We start from the raw sequence: 20,813 nt of genomic DNA, 5'->3' as shown, positions 1-20,813 counted from the left end.
TTTATGCTACATTTATTTGTTTTTTTAACCGTCCTTTTTTCCTATTTACCTTACCTTTTGCATGAGGATCAAAGGAATCACGTAAACCATCTCCAAGAATATTTAGGGTAAGCACCGTTATAACAATCGCAATACCTGGAAAAATAGAAAACCAAGGTGCAATGGAGATATAGATCTGCGCTTCTTGAAGCATATTGCCCCATGTCGGTGTTGATGGTTCCACCCCAACTCCTAAAAAGCTTAATGCCGCTTCTGCCAAAATAGCTTTGGCAAAAATAAAGGTTCCCTGTACAATAATTGGGGATAGTACATTTGGTAAAACATACCGGAATAATATAACTAGATCGCCGATACCCGAGGTTTTCGCAGCTTCAACGTATTGAATTGAATTAATTTGCAGAACAGCCGAACGGACAATCCTCGTCATAACTGGCCAAAAAGAGAAAGACAGTGCAATGATAATATTTGTTACACTGCCACCCAGCGCGGCCACTAAAGCTAGTGCTAGCAGTAAAGATGGAAAAGCCAGCATTCCATCAATAATTCGCATAATAACGAAATCAGCTCTTTTATAATATCCTGCAATTAAGCCGGTAATCGTTCCTAATACAGTGGAAATCAGTGCAACCGATAAACCGACTACTAAAGAAACACGTGCAGCAACCACCGTTTGTGCTAAAATATCTCTACCAAAATGATCCGTACCAAACCAATGATCAGCAGAGGGTCCAATCAACCTTTTTGCCGAATCCATTTCGGATGGTAAAACCGGCAACCACCATGATGCCGTTATAGTCGCAACAGTAAACAATAGTAATAGACTTGCTGAAATTAGATTTCGTTTTTTCTTAAACATATAGAGCCCCCCTTTTTCAATAGAAAGAAAGTATATACATCAGCAGCGACATTTCTTGAAAGGCAGAGCCATGAACGTCTCCAGCGCCCAGCAAGCTTCCTGCACATCCGTACACTAAAAAAGGATCAGTCGTACCTGATTCTAGGGTCCAGAAATGCATATAACAGGTCGATTAGCAGATTCACAAAGACATAGACTACTGCGATGAAAAGAACAACACCTTGAATCACCGGATAATCTCTTCGGTGGATGGAGTCAATCAATAGCTGCCCTATGCCCGGGATGGTGAATATAGTTTCTATAATAACCGTACCACCAAGTAATCCTGCAATCATTACACCGATAACCGTAGTGGTTGGGATAAGTGCATTGGAAAGTACATGCTTCATCAGAACTACGCTTTCCCTTACACCCTTTGCACGGGCCGTTTTTGTATAATCTTGATTCACTGACTCTAGCATCCCGTCTCGAAGCATCCTAGCAATAAGGCCAATTTCCACACTGGCTAGGACAAATGCTGGTAAGATCAAATGATAGATCCAGTCACCTAATCCAACATCAATTGCAACGTATCCTGCTACAGGGAATATTGGAACAGCTACACCTAATCCCAAGACAAGCAGCATGGCAAACCAAAATTCCGGAATCGACGCTCCCAAAAGCGAAGCAGAAGTAAACAGAGGATCCAGTATGGTATTTCTGCGCCAAACGATAAAAACTGCAGTTGGGATAGCAATAATTAATGTTAAGCTCATTGCTGTAATCATCAAACTGAATGTAGGACCAACCCGCTCCATAATCACTTGTATAACAGGCTCAGAGGAATAAATGGATTGGCCAAGGTCCCCCATTAATATATTTTTGATCCAGTCAACAAATTGTACAGCCATTGATTTATCCAATCCTAATTGTTTCTCAAGCTGCGCAATCGCTTCTGGTGAACTGTCTTCTCCAAGAATGAGATAGGCGGGATTGCCTGGTGTCAAATGGACAATTAGAAAGACAATGACACTTACAATTAGCATAACTGGTATGATTGAAAACAATCTGCGTATCGTGTATTGTAGCAACGTATTTCCTCCTTTAGCTCAATATATATGTAAAGGGAAGTCACGTCATTTTCACTTCTTGACATGACTTCCCACCAATAAAAATTATTCACTCTTCCATGTATTCCAGAATCGCTGACCAACCCAACTATCATATGCTTGGATTTTCTCACTCTTAATATCCAATTTAGTCTCATTTGCAATCTTCAAGAAAGGAAGTTCATCATTTACCGTTTGGTTCATGTCAGCTAGGATTTCTTCTCTTTCCTCTGGGGACTCTGCAACACTCCATGCATCTAGAAGACTTCCCCACTTCTCACTGTTATACCAACCACTGCTTGAGGTGTCTTGAATCAGCATTCCTAATTCACTAGGCGAGAATCGGGTAGACCATCCTACAACAACTAAATCCCAGTTCGCAGGGTCGCTCCATTTTTCCAGGTAGGTCGCCCATTCATATGGCACCAGTTCCACTAGAAAACCTACCTCTTCCATTTGTTGTTTCATAATTTGTGAGATTCGTTTATATGTTTCTGAGTCATTGGAGTACATAATCTTGATTGGTTTTCCGTTATAATCAGATTCTTCCAGCAGTTGTTTTGCTTTTTCTTTATCATATGCTAAATAATCTTCTGTTCCTTTATCGCTGTATAGTACTTTCTGTTCTGGATCAAACAGCGCTCCGTCCATACTGTAAAAATCTTTGTTACCATACGTTGACTCAGCAATAACTTCTTTATTCAGTGCATAATTCAATGCTTGTCGAACTTTTAGGTCATCAAAAGGTGCTTCCGTTTTATCTGGTGTAGTAACGGAATATCCGTTAATATAGGTTACTGGATCTATGCTTGGTTCACTTTCCACGACTTCATACAGATCCGGTGGAATAGACTGTGCATAATCATAGATTCCTGTTTTCAGACCATTAATCATTACCTGGGGATCCTTTACAATAAGGAACTTGATTTCATCAAAGTATGCAATTTTTTCACCTGTTAAACCACCCCAGTCTTCTTCCTTACGTGCTGAATAATCTTCAAAGCGAGTTAGTACAATTTCATTACCTCGTTCCCAATTTTCAAACTTAAATGGCCCTGTACCAATGTACTGTTCTGCTGTCAATGGTCTTTCACCAGCAGCTTCAGAAATTTCTTTTGGTATAATCATTAATGCTGATTTTGGAGCCGCCATATCTGACATTAATGAGTTGTATACTTCGTTTAATGTAATTTCTACAGTTAACTCATCGACTGCTTCGACTGCTTCAATGTAATCATTTGCTATTGTTCCAACAGACGAAACTTTGCGCCAGCGCTCAATTGATGCCACAACATCTTCAGCGGTAACCGCAGAATTATCATGGAAATTAACACCTTCACGAATTGTTATGGAATATACCTTTTGGTCATCACTTACTTTATAATCTTCTGCAATCATTGGTTTTATTTGATAATCTTTATCCAAAGTAAATAAAGTTTCAAAAATATGCCAGCCGACATCTCTGGTTGCCGTTGCGCCTGTAGACATCCAGTCAAGTGTATCTGGGTCAGAGGAAAATGCGACATTTAGCGCGCCACCTTCAATTGGTTCCCCAGCTTGTTCTCCAGAATTAGATTCACCACCTGAATCATCCTGACTTGCACAGCCAAATAAAACAAATATAAATAATATTGCTATTGTTAACAGATAACTTCTTTTCATTTAACTATTTCCTCCTTCGTCTACTTCATTCATCCTACAAAAGGTAGTGTGACACTATCTTCGCAAAGGATTTACTGATATTTACCAATGCCCTTTCATCAAAATCAAATTTCGGATGATGATGTGGATAATGGGTAGCTTCATCTTCATTCTGGGAGCCAACTTTAAAATACGTTCCTGGTTTTTGTTCTAAGAAATAGGCAAAATCCTCTGCCCCCATCGTTGGTTCTAGCTCGACAATATCTTCCTCCGTAAAAGTTTCTGATAATAGTCCATGCACTGTCTTGGTTTCTTCTTTATGGTTATATAACGCTGGATAACCCCGGAGATAATCAATTTCATAGTCAGCATGAAATCCGCTCGTAATCCCTTTCACAATAGCGTTTATCTCAGCTTCTACCTGGTCACGAACTGCTCCATCAAACGTTCGGACGGTCCCTTCGATTTTCGCCGTGTCTGGAATGACATTAAAAGCATTTCCTGCATGGAAGACACCAATGGACACAACCGCAGATTTCAGCGGATCGACACTACGACTGACAATTTTTTGCAATCCTTCCACTACACTGGTTCCAATAACTAGCGAATCTATGGTGTGATGTGGTCTTGCTCCATGTCCGCCACGCCCTTGAATAGTAATCTCAAATTTATCAACAGCCGCCATTTGATAACCTTCCCCAATCCCTATTTTCCCTAGTGGGATATCAGAAGCCAAATGGGCACCAAATACATAATCTACATCTTCCAGAATTCCTTCTTCTATCATAAACTTCGCACCACCAGGCGGCTTCTCTTCTGCTGGTTGGAAAACAAAAAGAATGTTTCCTTTTAGTTTTTCCCGAAACTTACTAAGTGTCCGTGCGGTACCTAACAAAGCAGAGGTATGACCATCATGGCCACAAGCATGCATGACTCCCGTATTGGTGGATTTATACGGAACATCTTTCTCATCCTTGATTGGGAGAGCATCAAAATCAGCCCTCAGTACGAGCGTTTTTCCGGGTTCTTCCCCCTTAAGCACTCCAATTAACCCATTTCCTCCAATTTGCTTCTTTACTTCTAATCCAAATTCGGTTAGTTTTTCTTCTATATACTTTGCTGTATGTACTTCTTCAAACGAAAGTTCCGGATGTTGGTGCATGTACCTTCTCCAGTTCTTCATATCTTCCAAACTATTATCTAATTCAACAAAAATGGATGCTAGGTTCTCCTTCTGTTGTACTTTACTCACCTTAATCCCCCTTTTTTCTCAATAAAAAAATGACCACTTTTCTTATTAGAGGTCATTTACTTAAATTCAAACTTAAGCACTGCCTCTTATCTTTCAGACGTAAAGTCTGCTGGAATTAGCACCTTATGATTGTTAATCAACGGTTGCCGAGGTTTCAGCGGGCCAGTTCCCTCAACCTCTCTAAATAAGAGTTTCATATTAAATTGATGAATCTTATTCTATCCCGATAATTCCTAGTTGTCAACTAGGTTTAGTTATATTTTTAGATTATTCTTTTTTCTCTGAACGAACTACTAACTTTTATTAGAGTATATGGGCTTATTAAAAAGAGATTATTAAAAAGAGGATATCAGTATGATCCCAATAAATAGCTACTTTTAATTATCAAGTAATGAATTTGGGTAACGGATGTAATAAACCCAGGTAATGGGGGGATGCTCTCATTTTCCTAAAAGAAAGTAACTGGATTGGTGCATTTTTTTGGAAAATCTGCAGTTAATTACTTTCGCCGAAAATCGGAGGAATCAAAAGCTTTATAACTTATCCAGCTACCCAAACCCATGCTGACATTTTCGGTTGAAGAACGGACCCGTCCATTTGTGATCTGCTATTACGCTATTCAGTAGATATCGAAGAAACGGAAACGACCTGAAGCAAGTTTTTCAACTTTAGAAAAAGAGGAGGTCAAAATATGAGGAAGCTTAGTTATACACAAAAGAGTTAATTTTACACAATCATTCAGTAAAATAAGTTGGCTTGATATTGAGGCCTCTGTGAGCGCGATTTCCACGCCAGGTAGCCAGCTAAATTTTTTAGGACATACTGTCAAACCAAGTGAGGCTATCTGCTCACTTCTACATGCAAAGCTGAGTCTCTACTGGATTATACTGCTATCTGCGTTTTTTAAGCTCTTGCGATTTTTTAAAACTATACCACTGTGTATTCTTTTACGGTTGAGCCAACCTTCTATATATATAAATAACTCTATGTTTGCAGCCCTAAAATCTGAGTATTTATCCATATATACTGTTCGGGATTTCTCCGTTGTCCAGTAGTTGGCTTCACACTAGCAAATAAAGTCGCGTATTTAGCTTAGCGTTAGCCCATTCGTTCAGAAGCTATTTCATTTTTTTGACAAGTGCTTTATGATCAACCGCCTTTGGTGGTTCTTCTAGCCAAGCATGTTTAATCATTAAATTCGCACCATCTTCCGCATACAAAGCAATCTCTGCTGAAAGTCTTGTATATGTTGCACTTAAATCCATTCTTTGGCAAGTTCCTGCGGCTGTACCGTAATTCCCTATTCCTACTGCAATTAACGTAGTTGTATGAAACATCATTAACTTATCGGAAAAAGGTGCAACCGTACTATCCATAACGTGAGAATCCCAACTCATTGCTGCGGGGAGATCTTCATCAGTTAAAGTTGAACTAAATTTCTTCAAATGCTTATTAGATATCCCCCTGCCTTCTACAAGGAATTGTTTGACATCTTTATCTTTACAAACTTGTGCAAATGCCAACATCATTGCTTTACCCATTGCGTTTGTTTGAATGTTGATAAAAAGATGAGTAATTTCAATAAATGTTAATGGTCGTTTATGAGAACCTAAAAAATCAAATAGAAAACCTTGTTTATCCACAAAATCAACTTTTTTAGGGCTTGCTATTTGCGGTGGTCGGACATATACACCTTTTGATATCAAAACTTTTCTTGACTTATCATGTAATTCAGAAACAGAAATAAGTAAATTTCTAAAGAAGTTACTTACATCAGAACGTGCTGAAACTCCAATTGCTACTCCAATACTCGCCATTGCTATTACTTCCAATTTTTGTATATACATAAGGATAAATACGTCGGAAAATAACCTTGGTGCATTCACATTTACATCTTTATCCGTAAAGCCGACTGGTATCGGATGGTTTTCTTTAGTAAAAATCTCCGTAATAATCTTAATGTCCTTTTCTGCTATACTTAATGAATTTTCTATTAAGGGAAGGATTTCTTTATCTTCACATATGCTTTTAAAGTATTTCATTACACAAACAGCTAAGCTATCGTTTATATATTGTGTCCAAAGAAAACCCATTTCTGAAGCAGTAAGCGGAATGTTATGTTGAGTCAATACTTTTTCATCATCATTTGTATTTGTCATTCTAACACTTTCCTCCTCAATATTGCCAAATCCTTTTCCTAATATTTTATGATGGTATTTAAACCCAAACATTATTCATTATCACACTAAATTCTCTTTACTTTTTTAACTGTGTATATATTAGTATCGCCATAACGTCCTTTTTCCCCAAAAAGAGGACGTTATGCATTTCCATCCCTATTGATTACTTCAAGAGTAGAATCGGTGAAATTGATCGGCTAAATGGTACAAAACAGAAGCAATCATTCCTTTATTAGAACAGTAGATGGATGTGCCGGAAAGTACTGTAGCATGTCTAGTAATCACGCAGTCCATAATGGGTTAAGTTTTATTGCTGGAACAGCATACTCCATGGACAAAAAGTATACTTATGGTTATCCTCGTAATCGTGCTAAATGCGGAATACAACTTCCTATTGAACAGTATATTTGTATTGCACAGAAAAAAATTCTGTTTAAATTTATAGCTCCACTTCAACTCCCCCATTATCGATTAAAAAATCACCACAAACTTAGAATTATTTCAGTTAACACTTTGAGGATCGGCTTCATTTGATTCTGAACTTATGGTCCTTTACTCTTTAATTTTAAACTTTGACCATTTCAATTTTGCTCTTTACTAAATTAAATTTAAATCTCAACCTTTTTAGAAATATAATAGCTATACTTCTCTTTTTCACTTTGTGATGGGTCTACCAACACCAATACCTTCGCACACTCGCTTTAAACACGCACGCCTGGTTTCTCTTTCATAGCATGACCATGACGATTTTAGTATCAATTGTTTTGATTGAGCACTTCGTTCCATCAACCGTAGTGCAGTTGTTATCGGTGCTCCACTAGGAGGTGCCCTTGCTGACGGACTACGGTTTATAACGGCTATGTGGATTTCGATAGCTGTACTAACTTTATGTGGAATATGGTTCAGTCTATCACCGTTGCGAAAAGCTCAATTAGAGTAATAAGAGTGACTAATAAAAAACACCGGTTAATATAATGTTATCTTTTAAACTGACAACACTAGTGACATTTTAAATGTGAAAACACAAAAGGTGCTGACTTGGAAGTCAGCACCTTCTATATTACTTCGTATATTGTTGCTTTTCATCAATCTTTTGTTCTCTAGCTAGTTCACGGCTTACTAGTGGTGCTGTCCAAAATGTAGTTAACATGAGTAAAGAAACCGGAACAGCAGTAACCACAATGAATGATTGTAATGACCCAACACTATCTTCTCCAAGAGTAATAAGAACCGTAGCGACAAGCCCCATGAGAATTGCCCAAACTACACGTAAATATTTTGCTGGATCTCCATGACCAGTAATTGCCATCGAAATGGTTAATGACATGGAATCCGTTGTCGTTAGTACAAAAACGATAGTTGCCAGGAGAAACAAGAAACCGAAAATTGTACCGAAAGGCAGTTGTTCTGCAATTGCAATCATTGCTGCTGGAGGTCCAGCACTATTTAAAGCATCAGAGACAGAGCCAGGGTTTTTCATTTCCGAAAAGATTCCTGTTCCCCCAACAACGGTAAACCAAAATGTTGTGACCACTGGAGCGATTACTGCAACAGCAGTTACTAGCTCACGAATTGTTCGGCCACGAGATATACGACTTACAAACATAGCCATCATCGGTCCATATCCGATAAACCAAGCAAAGAAAAAAATGGTCCATATTCCAAGCCAAGCTCCATCACCTCGGAAAGTGTTTAACCTGATAAATTCCTGTACATACAAACCAAATGATTGTACATATGAATCGAAAATAAATAATGCTGGTCCTAGAATAAGAACACCGATCATTAAAACAACTGCAAGAATAATATTATAGCTACTTAAAATTTGAATACCCTTATGAATCCCTGTAGCAGCGGAAATGCCAGCTGCAAGTACAATTACTGCAACAATAAGACACTGCATGAGTAAATTATTTGGAATACCAAACAAAGCATTTAATCCATAACCAGCTTGCAAACCGAGAAACCCAATTGGACCAATTGTACCGGCTGCTACAGATACAATAGAAAAGGCATCAACAAATGTTCCAAGTGCACTTTTCTTCATAATTTTCTCCCCAAAAATCGGATAAAGTAGGGACCGCGGCTTTAATGGTGCATTTCTATGATAATGGGAGTACATGAGCACAATCGTTCCTAATGTACCCAGGATTGCCCAGGAAACAAAGCCCCAATCGACAAAACTTGTTGTAAGTGCTGGTACTACTGCCTCACTCGTTCCTGGTTCAACTCCAGAGAAATGTGGAGGGACAGTTAAAAAGTGACTTAATGGCTCGGCTGCTGCCCAGAAAACACCCCCTGCTGCGAGTAGCGTACACATAATAATGGAAATCCATTTAAAAGTTCCAATCTCTGGTTTTTCTAGCTTTCCTAGACGTATCTTACCAAACTTGGAGAAACCAAGTATTAAGGCAATAAATACAGTTCCAACCATTAAAACTTGATAAATGGATCCAAAATAAGTTACTGACCAATTAAACATTGTATTAACTACATCCGTAACCATTTCTTTATTTATCAATGCTAAAATAACAAAGGCAAGTAATGCCCCTCCACTAAGAAATAGCACTGGTTTATCTATACTTTGATTTTGTTTCTCTATATTTTTCAAAATCTGCTCCTTTCAATTCCATAAAAAAATACATTTAATTGATATCTAAAATTTAACCACAGCGTAAAATAATACATTTTAGGTTAGTGTGTGTCAAGTTCTAGTTATTATAAACTAATCGGATGGTGTGTCATGACTTACATCATGGCGCCCGCCATGAGAAATGATAAGAAACAGTTTAGAAGTTTGTAACCTATCAGTTATTACACCTCCTAACTCCTAAATAAGTTTTAAAAAAACGGAGGAATTGGGGAGACCTAACTGAATAGAACAGAGGAAAAACGTTTACTCATGAAAAGTGAAACGTAATTAATAAGGAGTTATCAGGGGAATATACAAATTGACAGATCGTAATAAACCACAAGCAGACAGCACTTTATTTACTCTAGTAAAAAGAGGGTTATGATATGATGGGGGCATTAAAGTAAAGGTATTATTAATGGGAGATAGATTCAGTGAAACGAGGTTTTTTAATAATCTCTATACTAAAATTTAAACTAGAAAAACATATATAACAGAAGGGAGAAACAACGTTTGAATAAACATATTGTATTTTTCGATGCTGAATGCCCTTTATGCCGGACAGTGAAGGCGGTGCTGAAAAGACTAGACTGGAATGACACCATTTTCTGGTACCCTGTTCAGGAAGTAAGTGAATCAATAAAAGAGAGAGTCAATAACTATAAAAATATGTATGACGAAATCTATATGTATACAAAAGACAAACGGGTTCTGACAGGTTTTAATACCGTCCGCAAAATTCTTTCTTTACTTCCAGCCACTACCCCTTTCGCTTTATTACTCTATCTACCGTTCGCCCAAAATATTGGGGATCCTGCGTACCGTTTTATTTCAACTCGCCGTTATAAATGGTTTGGGAGAGTGCAGTATAATAAGCAATCGGAGTAAAACGGGGTAGTGTTAGAATACGTGAAAAGATCCTAATTATTGTTAAGGATTGAGTATTCTTTGAATAGGATTTTTTCCACTTATTCATAAATGCTTTTAACGCTTTATCCTCTGCTCGATAAAGCGTCTTCCGGTCTTCATGCTTATTGATGGGTAGATCATTAGAAATCCCCGATCTATATACAAAGGGACAGCTCTGCTTTTAGTAAAATAAGAGCATGCTGTCCTCCTGTTTTTTATTTAATTCGTCGTAATTATTTTCTTTAATTCACTACTTAGCTTATTGATTTCTGCAATTGCTGTATTGATATCTGAAATTAATTGATGTTCACTTTCAAGTGTTGCAGCTATTTCTTGTGTTGAAGAAGTATTCTCTTCTGCAATGTTTGCTACTGTTTCAATTTGCAATTGTATGTCTTTGAAATTGTTCGTTGATGATTGAATTTCATTCATTCCCATCGATAGCTCATTATTTGTGTATTGGAAGGAATCTTTTATTTCTTTGAAATAAGAAGCAATCTCATCTAATACTTTCTGTCCTTCCGTAAAAGCTGTTTCCCCTTTGTTCGACTTCTCTTGGGCATTTTTTGATTTATGGAATAAATCTTGTGTTACATTTTCAATATCTAATGTTATATTTGCGCTTTGTTCTGCTAACTTACGCACCTCGTCTGCTACGACTGCAAATCCTTTTCCATGCTCACCAGCACGCGCAGATTCAATAGCAGCATTTAATGCTAATAGATTCGTTTGCTCTGCAATATCCTTAATTCCTTGTAAGAGGGAATTAACTGTTTCTAAGCTCGTTTGTAAATCATTTACTGTAGTAGCAGTGGTACTTATGGCAGTATTTACAGTCGACATATAACTGTTTACTTGATTAAATTTCTCCCAGCCTTCTTGAACTTTTTTATTCATAGTATCCGATTTGTCCACAATATCTTGTGATATGGAAATGGATTTATTCGCTCGATCTACCGAATCCCCCATTGATTCACTAACCGAACTAATGCTATTAGCCTCTTCTTGTATTCCAGTCGCCATTTGCTCAACTGATTCTTTAATCAGATGGCTAGAATCATAGATTGTTGTAATATTGTTATTTAAATGATCGATGTTATCATCTAGTGTATTCGTATTTTTTTCGATTTTCTGTAGCGTTTCTTTTAATTGCTTTGTTAAATGCTGTGCTTCCATTTCCTTCTGATACGATGCATCAATTAATTCTCTTCCCCATTTGGTTAACAAGTACAAAGCAACCAATATCCCATTAATTAAAGCAATTACCGTAATAAAACCTTTAAAGTTATGATCGATACCGAATATTTCTTCGGGTACCATCAAGTACGTGGCAATTATCGCTACATTAACAAAAACAGCAAAGATAAGTATAAGTTTTTCTTTAAAATAAAGTGCAATCATTGCAATAGACAATAATATAATATAATGCTTATTTAATGCAAAACCATCCGAATAAAATAGAGCGATTGTAACTAAAAACGGTAATAAAGCGAAGATTAAACCTTTTACATATGGAGGTAGTGGTACGTAATAATTAATTACAGAGAGAATAACAACCAATGTACCCGCAACCACGATACCTACACTATCACTAAAACCTCTGGAAAATACAATCGGTATAACTAAAAGTAACACTATTGAAGTCAATAAAAATAAATTAACCTTATGAACCCTTTGTGTATTATAAGTATCTTGTTGTCCCATCCCAATCTCCTTACTAGCATATTTGCAATCTCTTCTACTATCTTATATCGGCTGTGAAATGGAAATGTTTAGTTGATATTCAATATATATGCATTTAATTTGGATATAGAGTATACTTTACATTGCTATTACAGCTTAGAGGAGGGATTTAATGAGAATAGCAATTATGGGAGCTGGTTCCCTAGGCACCATTATCGGAGCCTATCTTTCAAAAAGGAACGAAACTGTTGAGCTTATTGATGTCAACAAAGAACATGTTGACGCTTTAAATTATTCTGGTGCAACCATTACAGGAACCGTTACGGAAACAATTGCAGTAAAAGCAATTACTCCGGAACAAATGGAAGGAACTTATGATTTAGTCCTTTTATTAACGAAGCAACTATATAATGGGGAAGTTCTATCTAATCTTCAACCTTATTTAAGTGAGGATAGTACCATTCTTTCCTTACAAAACGGTGTTCCAGAAGAGTCGCTTGCTTCTATTTTAGGCAAGGATAAAGTGGTCGGTGGATCCGTTGAGTTTGGAGCAACATGGGTTAAACCTGGTGTATCCGAATTAACAACAACTGTTGATGCATTCAAAGCAAACGCTTTTCAAATCGGTGAATTAGATGGAACCACTACGGACCGTATTCAACAAATAAAGGAAGTTCTTGATTTAGTAGGTAATACAACGATATCTACTAATCTTGTAGGAACGAAGTGGGCAAAACTCTTAGTAAATGTTGCTATGAGTGGGTTATCTACGGCTTTAGGTTGTACATATGGAGACGTACTTAATAATAAAGATGCTGTAACAAGCGCAGTAATGTTAGCAGATGAAACACTTAAAGTTGGGATCGCATCAGGTGTTGAATTTGAAGAACTTGCTGGATTTAATTTAGCTATCTTTAAACTAGAGGAAAACAAGATCAATCTAGCCCAAGCAATCGACTTTGCAAAGAAAGCATTTGGACCGCAAGCTTTACTCAAAGCAAGTATGTTACAAGATCTCGAAAAGCAACGAAAAACCGAGATAGACTATATTAATGGGGTTGTCTCATCCAAAGGTAAAGAAACCGATATCGACACGCCATTTAACGATCTACTAGTACGTTTAGTGAAGAAAGCTGAAACCGAAAAGGTTATTCCAAACTTTGAAGAAAACCTTTCCTATTTCAAAGAGTTACTGTAAAAGCATATAACTCTACAAGCAGAACACTAGTCTATGCTAGTGTTCTATTTTTTTCTCTTGGTTAAGGAATCATATATTTATATTTTTCATTACTATTCCGATATAAAAAATGGAATTTTACAGACTGAAGGAGTGAATGTTCATGACGATTGATGAATTACAACTGAAAACGTTACAAAGAAAAAATAGAATTATTTTAATCATGTTGATCATAACAGTAGTTTTAGGTGTAGTAGTAGAAATAGGCATGAATAAACCGCTTGAACTTATTCTAGCAATCGCAATTGGTGGGCTTATTTTATGTGGTACAATTGCCTACTTGCTCAAAACAAAAAAATTAACGAAACAAATTGGGTATCTCGCGATCATCGGGTTAGCAGCTATTTTAGGGAGTATTATTTTTATCAGCCCATCTGAAAATAACCTTTCTCTTCTCTATTTCCTACTAATTAGTTCCGCCTTTTATATGAATCTAGCAATTTTTATTATCGGAACTGCTTTAGCGGTTAGTTTATTACTTTTCGCCTTTTCTATAAATGGAGCTATTTATTCTTCGGATCTCACCACCTATCTATTCTTATTTTCTCTATCTGTTCTCGTTCTTGTCTTCCAAACGAAAGTTATGGGCAGATTGGAGAAAGATCTTGGTAGTATGAAAGCTGAGGCTGAAGAACAGTTACACAAGGAAACGCAGCAACGGATTGTTATTGAAGATAATTCACGAGTTATTGCGGACAACATGGAACAAGTAAAGTCACAATCCGAATTGGAAAAACAAACAATCGAAGAAGTAAATATCTCGATACAAGAAATTGTTGCTGGCACCCAATCCCAAGGAAATTCAATCAACGATATTATGACTGCAATGGAAAGTACTGCAAAGCAAGTTGTCTCCATGAATAAACGGGTACAAGAAACGAATCGTTTTACGAGTAACATAACTGGACGAATTGACGAGGGTAGTTCCCAGTCAGCAGTGTTAAATAATAATATGCAGGACTTCAAGGAATTCATTGAAATCTTGAAGAAAGATATGAATCAATTAAGTAAAAACATTGAGTCCTCGTTAACAGCAATTGAGGCCATACAAGGAATTTCCGATCAAACAAACCTCCTTGCTCTAAATGCCTCTATCGAAGCAGCTAGAGCCGGAGAAGCAGGTAGAGGTTTTTCCGTTGTTGCGGATGAAATTCGCAAACTAGCAGAAGGGTCCAAACAAACTACGGAGCAAATTTCTACTATGTTAAATCAAGTACACGAAAACAATCAGGAAACGCAAAAACAAATGAATGTTGTATCAAGTAGAATGGATGAAAATATTGAAGAAACCGTACGGAATAGATCTATTTTCCAATCGATCCAAGACTCCATTAATCAACTTCAACAAGAAATTCAAAGTTTCACATCCGTAACGGGAAATATTGATCAAGATACTCGAAACATTGAAGCATCCGTAAACGAATTTGCTTCTGTATTAGAACAAACCTCCGCTTCTCTGGAAGAGATTTCCGCAAGTATTCAGTTGCAAACAGAAAATAAGGAACAACTCACGCATCTAGTGCAAGAAACAAATAATGCTACCAAAAATCTTTCTGATCTTTTTAATAGAGAGAAGTAGGAGTAAAAGTGGTCGACCGTATTGTTAAGAGTTAAAACCGGACGGAAAATGTCCGGTTTTTTTCTGTAGTTAGAATTAGGACGTTTCTTTAACAATATAAAGAGATTATTATGGAGATATTCGGCAATGAGGATATGAAAATACAATGAAGGGATTTCTACGCATGCATAATTAACATGAAAAAGGGCGCTTCCGACAAAGTAAGAATACTCTGTACGGAAACGCCTTCTAGCTATAAATATAAATTAAATGTGACTTTGTTATGATTTTTTCGAGTTTTGGGTGGTGTATAAGTCTCTTAAATCCTCTTGTAACAAGGACTATAAGATAAAACTTACATCATGCCGCCCATTCCACCCATGCCGCCCATGTCAGGCATTCCGCCACCAGCAGCGCCGCCGTTTTCTTCTGGTTTGTCAGCGACAACAGCTTCGGTAGTTAGGAACATTGCTGCTACAGATGCTGCGTTTTGTAGTGCAGAACGAGTTACTTTAGTAGGATCTACGATACCTTCCTCTACCATGTTTACCCATTCGCCAGTTGCTGCATTGTAGCCAATTCCAACTTTTTCGCCTTTAAGACGTTCTACGATGATAGAACCTTCTAGTCCAGCGTTATGAGCAATTTGACGAACTGGCTCTTCCATAGCACGACGTACGATGTTAGCACCAGTAGCTTCGTCTCCTTCAAGGCTCAATTCACTTACTTTGTTGTAGATATTTACTAGTGCAGTACCACCACCGGCAACAATACCTTCTTCAACTGCTGCACGTGTAGAGTTTAATGCATCTTCAATGCGTAGTTTACGCTCTTTTAATTCTGTTTCTGTTGCAGCACCAACTTTGATTACTGCTACACCACCTGCTAATTTAGCAAGACGTTCTTGTAATTTTTCTTTATCAAACTCAGAAGTAGACTCTTCAGCTTGTGCACGGATTTGTGCTACGCGGGAAGAGATTGCTTCAGGGTTACCTGAACCTTCTACCACTGTAGTATTTTCTTTTGTTACAACAACTTTAGAAGCGCGACCTAATTGTTCAATCGTAGCACTCTTAAGGTCTAGACCTAGATCTTCTGTGATCACTTCTGCGCCAGTAAGTGTTGCGATGTCTTCAAGCATTGCTTTACGACGGTCACCGAATCCTGGAGCTTTAACCGCTACAGCATTGAATGTTCCACGTAGTTTGTTTACTACTAATGTAGCAAGTGCTTCACCTTCAACATCTTCAGCAATCAATAGAAGTGGCTTACCTTGTTGAACAACTTGCTCAAGTACTGGTAATACTTCTTGGATGTTGCCGATTTTCTTATCTGTGATTAAGATATACGGATCTTCAAGCACTGCTTCCATTTTATCTTGGTCTGTAACCATGTATGGAGAAGCATACCCACGGTCAAATTGCATACCTTCTACTACTTCAAGCTCTGTGTTGAAGCCTTTAGATTCTTCAATTGTGATAACACCATCGTTACCAACGCGCTCCATAGCTTCTGCAATAAGGTTTCCTACTTCTTCGTTTCCAGAAGAAATAGCAGCAACCTGTGCAATGGATTCTTTGCTTTCGATTGGATTAGAGATAGCTTTTAGTTCATTAACAGCTACTTCTACTGCTTTTTCAATACCGCGACGAACGCCTACTGGGTTAGCACCAGATGCTACGTTTTTAAGTCCTTCACGAATCATTGCTTGTGCAAGAACTGTTGCAGTTGTCGTACCATCACCAGCAACGTCATTTGTTTTAGAAGCTACTTCAGAAACAAGCTGTGCACCCATGTTTTCGAAGTGATCTTCTAATTCAATTTCTTTTGCAATCGTTACACCATCATTTGTGATGAGTGGAGAACCAAATTTTTTATCTAGAACGACGTTACGCCCTTTTGGTCCTAAAGTAACTTTTACAGCATCTGCTAATGTATCAACACCACGAAGCATTGCGCGACGTGCGTCTTCACTAAATTTAATTTCTTTAGCCATTGATAAAGCCCTCCTTGATTATTATCTATTTTTAATACATATGAATTATGTGAATGTACTTATACGTCCAGCTTAGCTTACTACAGCTAAAATGTCGTTTTCGCGAAGAATTAAGTATTCTGTGCCTTCATATTTAACTTCTGTACCGGCAAATTTTGAGAAAATAATGCGATCGCCTTCTGCTACTTCTAGCGCGACTTTTTCTCCATTTTCTGTTACGCGACCAGAACCTACAGCAACAACCTTACCTTCTTGTGGTTTTTCTTTTGCAGAATCTGGAAGTACGATACCGCTTGCAGTTTTTTCTTCCTGTTCAACAAGCTCGATGACAACACGATCTCCTAGTGGTTTAATCATGTAGAAAGCCTCCTTAATTCTAGATATGTTTTTTAGTGTTAGCACTCTACATAACCGAGTGCTAATTCCAATTAATATGATAAATAAATTGTTAAAAAAATGCAAGCATTGCACTCAAGAATTTAAGATTTTTTGTTTATGTCGGAAGAAGTGCTTCTGTTATAACCTCGTACTAATTTATGATAGAATACTTAATGAATGCAAATAATATTCTACTAGTCCATTAAATACGCACATATAATATAAATAACACTACATGTTCGCTAAAGGAGTCGTTGTATTTTGCCAAAACGTTATTGGTGGGTCATTATCTCATACATCATTATGCAGTTCTCTGGGATCCTGATGGCCCCACTTTTGCTTGTTACATTTGAAATTACGAGGTATCAGGCAGTCACCTACTGGGCAATCACTAGCTTTATACTAGGTTTAATCGTTGTACTGCTACTTTTAAGAAAAGACATGCAAATGACACGAAGCCACGAAGCGTCCCGTGTTGGAGTTGCGGTGGCCTGGTCAATAATTGGTGTGTTTATGGCCTACTTCTCCCAAGGAATTGCAGCAATGCTGGAAATGCAAATCTTTGGAATCGACCCAGGATCCGAGAACACGCAAAATATTATGAATATCGCTCGGGCTACTCCTTTATTTCTCCTAGTCCCAGCAATTATCGCACCAGTACTAGAAGAAATAATCTTTCGAAAGATTATTTTTGGACAACTTTACATGAGAACAAACTTTTTTATCGCAGCATTAATTTCCGCCTTTATTTTCGGTATCATCCACGGAGAACCACAGCATATTCTGGTGTACGGTTCAATGGGTCTTGTGTTTGCTTTTCTTTATGTAAAGACGAAGCGCATATTAGTTCCTATCTTTGTACATGCAGCAATGAACACAATTGTTGTCCTGCTACAATACAATCTTACACCAGAAGATATCGAGAGAATGCAAAAGCAATTACAGGACTTGCAAGCGATTATCTTTGGATTCTAGGTGAAAGATTACCACGTTGGAGGTTTACCCATGAAAATTTCACCAAAAACAATGGCCGCCATTTACTTTGTAATGGGAGTGTTTTTCATCTACATTGCCATTCTTAGCGCACAGGACACGATCTGGAATATCACCACAATGGTTCTGGCGCTGTTTGCCACCCTTGAATTTGGTGTAAGTATACGATTAATTAGTTTACATTTTCGTATTAAAAAGAATAAAAAGGAGTAGCATGTAGAATGCTGCTCCTTTTGTATGGTTGCGATTTATTTTACGTCCTTTAGTTTATCTAACCAATCCTCTTTATTCTCAATCATTTTTTCCATCGTCGTGTAACGAACGACATAAAGGTGGTCATCTTTGCTAAAGGCGCGCGCTACTTCTTCCTGATCATACTGTGTGCTATCGTCCGTTACACTAAACTCGTAGATAACCTCCTGATCCGTTTCTTCCAGCCGATTAAATTCCAGTTCTCCGTCTATCATACTCGTTAAATTCGTTTCCATCGCTTCAACAAATGTGGTAATACCGCCATTCGCCGCTGCATCTGGGAAAACGTGAACCGTTAATAGCTCTGTATAATTCTCAAACGTTTCACCATTAATAAGAAATTCTGCAATTCCTTCTCCTTGGGCTTCATTATAATTACCAAGCACCCATTTATCGCTATTAAAAGGCATTTCTAATGAAGTGATCAAATCAGCATACTGCCCTTCCATCGCAACATCTTCAACTGCTCCTTCTTCTATCTCTTCACCGTTTTCATCGAGTGGAGTGGTTTCTATTACTTCTGAACCAAATATCTTCCATACCCCGTCCTCAGGTTTCAATGTATGAACACCCTTCGTAAGATTATTCTGGTATTCTGGTCCATCTACTTTCATGGAAGTCTGTGTATAAGCGACTCGTGCCTCTTCTTCCGATTTCTCTTCAACAGCTAGATCAGATAACTTCATATCCAATGTGTAAGCAGATACTTGGTCTAATAAGTCTTTGGTACTGTTGTAGGCAGGTGATTCGCTATGTATGGTTTCCATATGGGCATCTATGTCTTGATCCATCATAGACTGAATATTCACCTCTAGCACCTCAAACAATTCATCATCTTCCGGGACAGCCTCTTCCTCTGGCTCTTCCGCCGCTTCTGTTTCTTCTTCTTTTTCTTTCTCATCACTGGGTTCTTCACTGCTCGTTGACTCAGAGCACGCACTAAGGAATAAAGCGATAATAAGTACTGTTATGAGAACTATAAATTTTTTCATATTTACCTTACCTCCTAAAGTTTAGTTATCCTGCAACAGCAAACCAGTCATAATCATACCTCATTACTAAGTGAATAGACAGATGTCTTATTCCCTAAATAATTTTCAGACAAAACAGGTATTTTTGACTATTTTTAAATGTAGTTTGTTTAATACAAGGTGTAGGAGTGTATGCTGGATTGGAAGCGGTGTTTGGTTGATTGGGAGGTTTCTATGGTTGATTGGATCGCTCTTCTAGTTGATTGCGACGATCATCTGATCGATTGGATCGCTCTTCCGGTTGATTAAAACAGACCTGATCTTCTCTTTTTCTATTCAACTGACAAACTCCCTAATCAAACAAAGTAAAAAGCCCTTCAAAATCGAAGAGCTTTGCCAACATGACTTTATTCTTCTATTTCTTCTATCTCTTCCGATACAAGTGGATAGTGTTTTAGGAAATACACTAATGCTTGCAGTTCTACTGCGAGATCAATGTGGTGCACACGAATATGGCTAGGTACCGATATTCTGGCTGGGGTGAAGTTGAGTATACCCGTGATGCCATGCTCAACAAGTCGATCTGTTATCCCGTCTGCTTCACTCGCTGGAATGGTCAAAATGGCGACCTTAATCCCATTAAGCTTTTCTTCCATATCCTTAATGTGATAAATAGGAACCCCACCAATGGTAGAGCCGACCTTGTTTTCATCTGCATCAAATGCCATTTGGATCTTTATATTATTATTTTTCATAAAGTTATAATGCAAGAATGCGGTACCAAGATTACCAACACCAATTAAGGCAACATCGGTTAACTCGTCTTGGTCCAAGGTTTTCCTGAAGAAACCAAGCAAATATTCAACATTGTATCCATACCCCTTCTTACCGAGAGCACCAAAGTAGGAGAAGTCTCTGCGTATCGTGGCGGAATCTACTTTTACTGCTTCACTTAATTCCTTGGAAGAGACACGTTTTTTACCTTGATGATTTAAGTTATTAAGAAAGCGGTAATATAATGGCAATCGTTTAGCAGTCGCTTGTGGTATTTTATTTTGATCCATCGTTATTCCTTCTTTCGGTACAGTAATTATGTATTAAAATTATCTTTCACAGAGCAGCGCGTTGCCCACTCTGCTGAAAATACTATGTAATCTGGTAAAATTGGTCTATTTTTCATTTCTCTC

General features: G+C 37.7%; 16 protein-coding genes, 1 pseudogene and 1 riboswitch. Of the genes and pseudogenes, 6 read left to right on the top strand and 11 right to left on the bottom strand.

Annotated features, from left to right (window positions below; translation table 11 throughout):
• Window position 1: 1 nt before the first annotated feature.
• The 4 genes from K3T81_RS18870 to K3T81_RS18855 form a co-directional block, all read right to left on the bottom strand.
• Window positions 2-856, bottom strand: a complete 855-nt coding sequence (locus tag K3T81_RS18870) for an ABC transporter permease (protein ID WP_238022155.1) — start codon at window positions 854-856, stop codon at window positions 2-4.
• Window positions 857-981: 125 nt separating this feature from the next.
• Window positions 982-1,926 (bottom strand): ABC transporter permease, encoded by a 945-nt coding sequence (locus K3T81_RS18865; RefSeq protein ID WP_238022154.1) that lies wholly within the window; start codon window positions 1,924-1,926, stop codon window positions 982-984.
• A gap of 84 nt (window positions 1,927-2,010) precedes the next feature.
• Complete coding sequence (locus tag K3T81_RS18860; RefSeq protein ID WP_238022153.1) at window positions 2,011-3,606, bottom strand: ABC transporter substrate-binding protein; 1,596 nt, start codon at window positions 3,604-3,606, stop codon at window positions 2,011-2,013.
• Window positions 3,607-3,640: 34 nt separating this feature from the next.
• Window positions 3,641-4,768 (bottom strand): M20 metallopeptidase family protein, encoded by a 1,128-nt coding sequence (locus tag K3T81_RS18855; RefSeq protein WP_238022165.1) that lies wholly within the window; start codon window positions 4,766-4,768, stop codon window positions 3,641-3,643.
• A 152-nt stretch (window positions 4,769-4,920) separates the two neighbouring features.
• Window positions 4,921-5,028, bottom strand: a riboswitch (SAM riboswitch).
• A gap of 210 nt (window positions 5,029-5,238) precedes the next feature.
• Between K3T81_RS18855 and K3T81_RS19715 the strand changes: the two are divergent.
• Window positions 5,239-5,489 (top strand): annotated as a pseudogene (locus K3T81_RS19715) (PLP-dependent transferase); the annotation flags it as partial.
• A gap of 466 nt (window positions 5,490-5,955) precedes the next feature.
• On the opposite strand, the gene K3T81_RS18850 reads toward K3T81_RS19715, so the two are convergent.
• Together K3T81_RS18850 and K3T81_RS18845 are read right to left on the bottom strand one after the other, a co-directional pair.
• Window positions 5,956-6,996 (bottom strand): DUF3231 family protein, encoded by a 1,041-nt coding sequence (locus K3T81_RS18850; protein WP_238022152.1) that lies wholly within the window; start codon window positions 6,994-6,996, stop codon window positions 5,956-5,958.
• 1,081 nt (window positions 6,997-8,077) lie between these two features.
• On the bottom strand, window positions 8,078-9,628 hold the full coding sequence (locus K3T81_RS18845; protein WP_238022151.1) for a BCCT family transporter: 1,551 nt from the start codon (window positions 9,626-9,628) through the stop codon (window positions 8,078-8,080).
• Window positions 9,629-10,162: 534 nt separating this feature from the next.
• On the opposite strand from K3T81_RS18845, the gene K3T81_RS18840 reads away from it, so the two are divergent.
• Window positions 10,163-10,537: a thiol-disulfide oxidoreductase DCC family protein gene (locus K3T81_RS18840; RefSeq protein WP_238022150.1), complete on the top strand. Its 375-nt coding sequence runs from the start codon at window positions 10,163-10,165 to the stop codon at window positions 10,535-10,537.
• Between the two features lie 240 nt (window positions 10,538-10,777).
• Here the strand turns inward: K3T81_RS18840 and K3T81_RS18835 are convergent, their stop codons facing one another.
• Window positions 10,778-12,262, bottom strand: a complete 1,485-nt coding sequence (locus K3T81_RS18835) for a methyl-accepting chemotaxis protein (protein WP_238022149.1) — start codon at window positions 12,260-12,262, stop codon at window positions 10,778-10,780.
• Window positions 12,263-12,413: 151 nt separating this feature from the next.
• Between K3T81_RS18835 and K3T81_RS18830 the strand changes: the two genes are divergently transcribed.
• Together K3T81_RS18830 and K3T81_RS18825 are read left to right on the top strand one after the other, a co-directional pair.
• Window positions 12,414-13,439, top strand: coding sequence for a ketopantoate reductase family protein (locus tag K3T81_RS18830; RefSeq protein ID WP_238022148.1), 1,026 nt, complete (start codon window positions 12,414-12,416; stop codon window positions 13,437-13,439).
• A gap of 142 nt (window positions 13,440-13,581) precedes the next feature.
• Window positions 13,582-15,057, top strand: a complete 1,476-nt coding sequence (locus tag K3T81_RS18825; protein WP_238022147.1) for a methyl-accepting chemotaxis protein — start codon at window positions 13,582-13,584, stop codon at window positions 15,055-15,057.
• A 334-nt stretch (window positions 15,058-15,391) separates the two neighbouring features.
• On the opposite strand, the gene groL is transcribed toward K3T81_RS18825, so the two are convergent.
• Entirely contained in the window at window positions 15,392-17,032 is a 1,641-nt protein-coding gene (gene groL / locus K3T81_RS18820; protein ID WP_058950898.1) for a chaperonin GroEL, read from the bottom strand.
• Window positions 17,033-17,104: 72 nt separating this feature from the next.
• A complete protein-coding gene (gene groES, locus K3T81_RS18815; protein ID WP_036577188.1) occupies window positions 17,105-17,389 on the bottom strand; it encodes a co-chaperone GroES in 285 nt (94 codons plus the stop codon).
• 282 nt (window positions 17,390-17,671) lie between these two features.
• Here groES and K3T81_RS18810 point away from each other — a divergent pair, with 282 nt between their 5' ends.
• The gene (locus K3T81_RS18810) at window positions 17,672-18,385 is read left to right on the top strand and encodes a CPBP family intramembrane glutamic endopeptidase (protein ID WP_106895746.1); all 714 of its coding nucleotides are present in this window, start codon (window positions 17,672-17,674) and stop codon (window positions 18,383-18,385) included.
• A gap of 30 nt (window positions 18,386-18,415) precedes the next feature.
• Complete coding sequence (locus K3T81_RS18805; protein WP_036577186.1) at window positions 18,416-18,616, top strand: YdiK family protein; 201 nt, start codon at window positions 18,416-18,418, stop codon at window positions 18,614-18,616.
• Window positions 18,617-18,651: 35 nt separating this feature from the next.
• Here the strand turns inward: K3T81_RS18805 and K3T81_RS18800 are convergent, their stop codons facing one another.
• Both K3T81_RS18800 and K3T81_RS18795 read right to left on the bottom strand, forming a co-directional pair.
• Entirely contained in the window at window positions 18,652-19,647 is a 996-nt protein-coding gene (locus tag K3T81_RS18800) for a hypothetical protein (RefSeq protein WP_238022146.1), read from the bottom strand.
• A 386-nt stretch (window positions 19,648-20,033) separates the two neighbouring features.
• Complete coding sequence (locus K3T81_RS18795; protein WP_036577183.1) at window positions 20,034-20,690, bottom strand: redox-sensing transcriptional repressor Rex; 657 nt, start codon at window positions 20,688-20,690, stop codon at window positions 20,034-20,036.
• Window positions 20,691-20,813: the final 123 nt, after the last annotated feature.

The sequence above is a fragment of the Oceanobacillus jordanicus genome (genome assembly GCF_022095695.1).
GTDB lineage: Bacteria > Bacillota > Bacilli > Bacillales > Amphibacillaceae > Oceanobacillus_B > Oceanobacillus_B jordanicus.
This window is presented reverse-complemented; position numbering and strand designations above follow the sequence as displayed.

Excerpts from the sequence above, each read along its gene's own strand:
- K3T81_RS18870 (WP_238022155.1), bottom strand. The coding sequence starts at position 856 with ATGTTTAAGAAAAAACGAAATCTAATTTCAGCAAGTCTATTACTATTG.
- K3T81_RS18860 (WP_238022153.1), bottom strand. The coding sequence starts at position 3,606 with ATGAAAAGAAGTTATCTGTTAACAATAGCAATATTATTTATATTTGTT.
- K3T81_RS18855 (WP_238022165.1), bottom strand. The coding sequence starts at position 4,768 with ATGAAGAACTGGAGAAGGTACATGCACCAACATCCGGAACTTTCGTTT.
- K3T81_RS18850 (WP_238022152.1), bottom strand. The coding sequence starts at position 6,996 with ATGACAAATACAAATGATGATGAAAAAGTATTGACTCAACATAACATT.
- K3T81_RS18835 (WP_238022149.1), bottom strand. The coding sequence starts at position 12,262 with ATGGGACAACAAGATACTTATAATACACAAAGGGTTCATAAGGTTAAT.
- K3T81_RS18830 (WP_238022148.1), top strand. The coding sequence starts at position 12,414 with ATGAGAATAGCAATTATGGGAGCTGGTTCCCTAGGCACCATTATCGGA.
- K3T81_RS18825 (WP_238022147.1), top strand. The coding sequence starts at position 13,582 with ATGACGATTGATGAATTACAACTGAAAACGTTACAAAGAAAAAATAGA.
- groL (WP_058950898.1), bottom strand. The coding sequence starts at position 17,032 with ATGGCTAAAGAAATTAAATTTAGTGAAGACGCACGTCGCGCAATGCTT.
- groES (WP_036577188.1), bottom strand. The coding sequence starts at position 17,389 with ATGATTAAACCACTAGGAGATCGTGTTGTCATCGAGCTTGTTGAACAG.
- K3T81_RS18805 (WP_036577186.1), top strand. The coding sequence starts at position 18,416 with ATGAAAATTTCACCAAAAACAATGGCCGCCATTTACTTTGTAATGGGA.
- K3T81_RS18800 (WP_238022146.1), bottom strand. The coding sequence starts at position 19,647 with ATGAAAAAATTTATAGTTCTCATAACAGTACTTATTATCGCTTTATTC.
- K3T81_RS18795 (WP_036577183.1), bottom strand. The coding sequence starts at position 20,690 with ATGGATCAAAATAAAATACCACAAGCGACTGCTAAACGATTGCCATTA.